Source organism: Alteraurantiacibacter aestuarii (assembly GCF_009827405.1).
GTDB lineage: Bacteria > Pseudomonadota > Alphaproteobacteria > Sphingomonadales > Sphingomonadaceae > Alteraurantiacibacter > Alteraurantiacibacter aestuarii.
In genome coordinates, this window is sequence record NZ_WTYY01000002.1 from 621,621 (window position 1) to 627,860 (window position 6,240).

The following is a 6,240-nucleotide window of genomic DNA, read 5'->3' on the forward strand; positions in this document are numbered from 1 at the left end:
ATGAGGCTCAAATCGGGTTGGGTGCATTTGCTTTGACAGCACCGGCTTGCCCGCTGGCGCTGCACATCGGCTGCGAACAGCGGACCGAACCGGTTCCACCAGTGACGCACGGCCTCATGGCAGATGTCGATACCCCGCTCGAACAGCAGGTCTTCCACGTTCCGCAAGCTCAGCGGAAAGCGCACGTACATCATCACGACCAGGCGGATCACCTCAGGTGAAGAGTTGAAATAGCGAAACGGACTGGCTGCTTTCTTGGGTCTGGGCATCACCCAGCCCTACCCGATCACGCGCATTTCGCTAGCCGGTGCATTTGCTCTGACAGGACCATTTTTCCCTGTAAATTCCCATAAAACAGGGACACTCAACCGATGGCGATTGGCGCAGAGACGCAGGCTCCAAACCCGGCCTGAAAGGCGCGGAGACGACGCTGCCACAACTGCTGAAGGACGGATTGGCCTGGGCAAACCCGCGCACACCGCGGCCTTGCGCGGAGACCCTATAAACAGAGAATGGTGCTGGGGGTGGGTGGCGGTGCTGTCGGTCTAACCGCAACCTGTCTCTGATTGACGCAGCTGCGTGTTGATCCCGTAAGTCGTCAAGGTCACGAACGGATCCACTCCAGTATGGAATGCCATCCAGGCGACCGCCCTTTGGCGACCCTGCTAGTTCGGGGACAGCAAGCTGAGGATCTCGTCCCGCAGTTCATTGCCACCGGTCGGCTTGAAAATCAGTGCGACACCTTTGCTCTTCAACTTTGCAGAATCAAGCCCGGTGTCACCAGATATCAGAATGGCAGGTATCTCCGTCCCCAGGCGGTTTCTGGTATCGGCGATGACATCCAGACCATTTTTCTTGTCCCCGAGATGATAGTCGGTGACAATGACATCTGGTTCCTTTGGCGACATTTCATCCAGTACTCTTGAAGCTTCCTTTGGCGATGAAGCTGTGTGGACTTCGATACCCTTCTGAAGCGCCAGCCGAAAGCAGGTTGACCTGAGGACCGCTGGATCATCATCCACCAGAAGGATAATACCTTCGCCGTCCAGTTTGACCGCATTGTGATCTTTTTCAGTTCGGGGCTGCGCCAGCAAAACGTTGCTCAACGGAAGTCTGAATGAGAATACGCTGCCTTTCCCGTCTCTGGATCTCACTTCTATCTGGAAGCCCAGCTTTTCAGCAATGCGTTGGGAAATGGCGAGACCAAGCCCCAGCCCGGCATTAGCTTGCTGCGGATCACGGCCAATCTGATAAAATTCATCGAAAATCTTGCTGAGCTGGTTCTTGGGGATGCCGATACCGGTGTCGCGTATCTCAATCGCAATGTCGGAACCGACCAGCGAGGTGGCGACCGTGATGCTGCCCTCCTTCGTATAGCTGACCGCGTTGCTGACCAGATTCTGGAGAATCTGCCGAAGCAGGTTAGGGTCTGACCTGACGACGCGATCATGCACCTCGATTATTAACTTCAGGTCCTTCTTCGCCGCTTGCGGCTGACAATCCGCCACAACCTTCTCGACCATCTTGAGTAGGTCGACATCACCGATTTCCGGCTTCACGACATCGGCATCAAGTTTGGAAATATCCAGCAGGGAATTAAGCAGGCTTCTCATATTTTCGAGAGAGGCAGCTTGTTTGGAAATCAGATCGACCAGCTCGGGATCTTCGGTTTTAAGCTGCAATGCTTCGGTCAGCATGGTCAGTGATTGCAAAGGCTGCCGCAGATCGTGGCTCGCGGTTGCCAGAAACCTCGATTTTGCCGCCAGGGCGGATTCCGCCTTCTCCTGCGCTTCCTCAACGGCGTGCATGGCGTGCTGATGCGCTCGAATATCCCGGATCGAGGCGCAGATCATTCGATCGTCGCCCGTCGACACCGGACTAAGGCTGACTTCTATCGGCACTTCATCACCGTTTTTCAGCAATGCCCGCAATTGCAGGCCCGAACCCATAGGCCGGACCTTGGCGTCTACGAGAAATTTCTTGCGATGAGCCTGGTGTCGCTTTCGAAGCGCGGGAGGAAGCAGCTTTTCAATATTCATCCCGACAAATTCGTTCCGGTTGTATCCGAAGAATTGCAGCGCCTCCGAATTGGTCAGGACAATCTCTCCATCGCCATTCACCATGATTAGCGGGTCGGGAGCGTTCTCGACCAGCGTGCGGAACCGTAACTCGCTTTCGCGCAGATCCCGTTCGCTTTGCAGTCGCTGAGTGATATCGACGAACGTCACCACAACACCGCCGGATCGCTGTTTATCTGCCCGGTACGGCACTATCCGCATTATGTAAGTTGCGCCGTCTTCGGCCAATACTTCCCGTTCGATGGGTTTGAAGGTCTGGAAAACGGCATCAACTTCCGCAAGGAATTTGTCATCGGCAAACTTTTGCCTGATATCGCCGATTGGTCGGCCCAAATCGGTCTCGATCAGATTGAACAACTGCTTCGCTGCTGGAGTGAAGCGGCCGATTTTGTGCTGTGAATCCAGCATCAGCGTTGCAATACCCGTGCTCGAAACAAAATTGGCTAGGTCGTCGTTCAGTTCCGCAAGTTGCTCAACCTTGTCCTTGAGCTGATTGTTTACCGTCGACAGCTCTTCGTTCATCGCCTGGAGCTCTTCCTTGGAAGTTTCCAGTTCTTCATTCGCAGATTGAAGCTCTTCATTGACCGACATCATCTCTTCATTGGATGCCTGAAGCTCTTCGTTCGTAGATTCGAGTTCCTCCAGATTGATCTGGAGGTCTTCCTGCGCATCGCGAAGCTTGTTTTCCAGTTCGCCGATTGTGGAATGTTCGGTCACTGCCTCAAACACACTCTCGGGTGCAGCGGTTTGCGGTTGTTCAATATCTTCAAAGGTTACAATCAGAAGCCTGTCGGACTGGCCAGGGGCAACCAGCGGCCGGATCGAAATCCTGATGCTCTTGCGCGACAGCCCCTGCTTGTTCGAGACATTGTCGATTATCACCGTTTCAGATGAATCCAGCGCTTTCTCGATACCGTTGCGCAGGCTCTTGCGGAGTTCGGGCTGGGCCAATGTGAGGAGGTCTTGCGTCGGCAAGCCCGATGGCTGCTCGAGATAGCGTCCGGTTGGCCCCATGAAATAGAGCACCTGATGCTTGGCATTGGTCAGCACCGAAGCCGGGGCATAGTTGCGGAGCAGATGTTGCTGCATCAGTTCGCGCAAACGAACGGTCTCCTTCATCCGCAGATTTGGTGCCGGACCGGCCAAGGTCGCGCGCGAAAGGACGCCGCTCATCGGGAAACTTGCCACCTGGTTTGGGGTGTTTTCCAGCCTGCGATAAAGCCGCGCATTCTTGTCGACCGGTTCGAACAGCCCACTGAGCTGGCTTATGCTTTCTGACCTACCGAGAAACAGATAACCGTTTTTGCGCAGAGCGAAATGAAAGTAACCGATGATCCGATCCTGCAGCTTGCCGCTCAGATAGATCAGAAGATTTCGGCAGCTGATCAAATCGAGCCGTGAAAACGGTGGGTCGGAAATGACATTTTGCACCGCGAACGTAACTGTCTCGCGCAGCTCTTTGACTATCTGGTAATCCTTCCCGTGCTGCACAAAGAACCGTTGCAGACGATCAGGTGAAATGTCGGCCACCAGACTCGCCGAATAGACACCCTGCCGCCCTACTGCGAGAGCGGCCTCGTCCAGATCGGTGGCGAAAATCTGGACTGGGCAGCTCTTTTTCGTTCGTTCCCGCTCTTCGATCATCAGCATCGCGATCGAGTAGGCTTCCTCACCGCTTGCGCAGCCAGGTACCCAGATGCGGATATCCTCATGTTCAGCCTTGCCGCGCACGATATCAACAATCGCTTCGTTGCGAAGCGTCTCGAAGACATCCGGATCACGAAAGAAGGAGGTCACGCTGATTAGCAGGTCTTGATACAGTTTCCTGGATTCGTCCGGATCCTCTCGCAGGTAAGTCAGATAGTCGGACACTTGGTCGATATTTCGAAGACCCATTCGCCTCGCAATCCGGCGGCCCAATGTTCCCGTCTTGTAGCCGTGAAAGTCGATTCCAAGCTGTGCCTGCAGAACCGCAATGATCGAATTGAGCTTTCTTTCATCCGCGAAAAGATTGGTTTCATTTTCCTCACTGCCCAAAGTCCGAACAAAATCGTGACTAAGGTAATTGCGAATTTTCGGGACCATTTCCGCAATAGAGCAAATCACATCGACCTGTCCGGTCGCGATTGCCGATCGCGGCATCCCATCGAACTGCGCAGTCTCGGGAGACTGGACAAACACGACTCCGCCCGCCGCCTTGAGTTCGCGCAACCCCAGACTTCCGTCACTGCCGGTACCTGACAGGATAATGCCGACGGCCTGCTGATGCGGTTGTGCCGCCAGAGAACGGAAGAACTTGTCGATCGGCATCCGCACACCGTGCTGAAGCACCGCTTCGCCCAGTTCGAACTTCTGATCGTTCAGCGTGGCATAGCGATTCGGCGGAATGACATAAACATGATCGCGCTCCACCTGCATTCCGTGCTGGATTTGGACGACCGGCATCTTGGTGTGCCGAGTCATGATCTCTGCAATCATGCTGGAATGCTGGGGGTCGAGATGTTGGATGATCACAAATGCTGCACCCAGATCGGAAGGCATCGCATCAAAAAAGGCCTCAAGCGCGGCAAGTCCACCAGCCGAAGCGCCTATTCCGATAATTGGGCAAGTCGCAGTCATGGTATCCAATCTGGCACAGGTCTGTTACCACGGCCAAGCTCCAATTTGACCGGCGGAAAACATTCTGAGGGGTGCAGTCGGCCCCAGAACAGCCAGTCCGCCGCTGTCAGCAGAGCCGCAACTTGTCTCCGATCGGCGCCGCGGTGTCTTGATGACGCCAGTTTCAGGCGATGACGCTCTGCCATCGGTCAGGGCGACCGACCGTCAAGCTTGCAAGACCTGTCGCTCGCCCACGCACTTTTCAATAAGGTGAGTTTGCTTTGGCAGCACTTCACGCCAACAGGTTTGCCGACGGAGAGTTCATCAGGCTCGAAAGCGTGCAGAACGTCCATGACATGGCAACGACGGCAGCCAAGGCAATCTGCGGTATGGATGAGCCTTACTCGGCAACCCCCTGGTTCTGGTCAAACCAGTTTGATCTCAGACTGCAAACGGTGGGACTTGGGCAAGGTCACGATCAAACGGTTCTTCGCGGCGATCCCTCCATCAGGAGCTTCTCGGTCATTTGTCTGAAAATAAGGCCGTATCCTTGCGCTCGACTGCGTCAATGCGACGAAGGATTGTGTGCAGGGCCGAACTCTCATTGAAGCAGGAGTATCTACACCTGAGGACCTACCCCGAAACCAGACTAGGTCGCTCAAGGATCTTCTCACCGTATGATCCAGAAAAACATGTTTCGACGATATTACATCAATCGCATTATCATGCTGCAATTTGAACGGCGGACTTTGAGCCGACAGGAGACCGTCCGGTTTCGGTGACGGAATGCAGAAAGCCACCATTCGGCATGCGATCCCAGTTGCCGACATTTGCCTGGAAAAGGCGAGTTTCGTAGCGAATGCGACGAAGACTGCGCCGGCAAGCCTGACCGTCATGCGCACCACGTCAGGGTGTACGAGTTTCTGCCCCGGGCAGAAACCATTACGACTTCTTCCGCCTTTTGCCGCCGGACCGCTTGGCAAAGGAGATCACTCGTCTCATAATCCTCCGCAAACCAGGAATATAAGAGGGACTCGTCGTCCCCGGAGAGGGAAAATCCAGTCATGCGCAAACAGTTTCACCTGTTCCTTTACACTCGCCTCGTTCCTGCCTCCGTGCTGCTCGCCATGGGTACGAGCATCGCCGCGCAGGATAGCGCGGATCACGCCAGCATGGCGATGGACGTGGCCGCCCCTTCGGCAATGACGCGGACCGTGAAGTGGTCGGACGCCTCGGCATGGCCCTCAGGCAAGGTGCCTGTGGCTGGCGAGGAAGTGACCATTCCGCGCGGTACCGAGATGATGCTCGACGTCAGCCCGCCCGAACTGCGCGGCCTGACCGTGCAGGGCAAGCTGACCTTTGTCGACGAGCGTGACCTGGCGCTGACCACCGAGTGGATCTACGTCCCCGGCGGCGAACTGCAAATCGGCACCGAGGCCAGTCCTTTCCAGCACAACGCCACCATCACGCTGACCGACAACGTCCAGGGTGAGGATATCAACACCATGGGCGATCGCGGCATCATGATGCTGCGCGGTACGCTCAACATGCACGGCAACCGCGA

General features: G+C 55.5%; 2 protein-coding genes and 2 pseudogenes. 2 read left to right on the forward strand and 2 right to left on the reverse strand.

Annotated elements, in window-relative coordinates; genetic code table 11:
* Positions 1–41 precede the first annotated feature (41 nt).
* A pseudogene (locus GRI32_RS10915) lies at positions 42–269 on the reverse strand (IS6 family transposase); the annotation flags it as partial.
* Positions 270–665: 396 nt separating this feature from the next.
* Positions 666–4,697, reverse strand: coding sequence for a chemotaxis protein CheB (locus tag GRI32_RS05440; RefSeq protein WP_160590188.1), 4,032 nt, complete (start codon positions 4,695–4,697; stop codon positions 666–668).
* Between the two features lie 266 nt (positions 4,698–4,963).
* Between GRI32_RS05440 and GRI32_RS05445 the strand changes: the two are divergent.
* Positions 4,964–5,357: pseudogene (locus GRI32_RS05445) on the forward strand (oxidoreductase C-terminal domain-containing protein); the annotation flags it as partial.
* Between the two features lie 383 nt (positions 5,358–5,740).
* On the forward strand, positions 5,741–6,240 hold a 500-nt coding region (locus tag GRI32_RS05450), incomplete at its 3' end, for a G8 domain-containing protein (RefSeq protein ID WP_202385940.1).

What these genes read in the sequence shown, in the direction of transcription:
- GRI32_RS05440 (WP_160590188.1), bottom strand. Translation starts at nt 4,697, where the DNA reads ATGACTGCGACTTGCCCAATTATCGGAATAGGCGCTTCGGCTGGTGGA.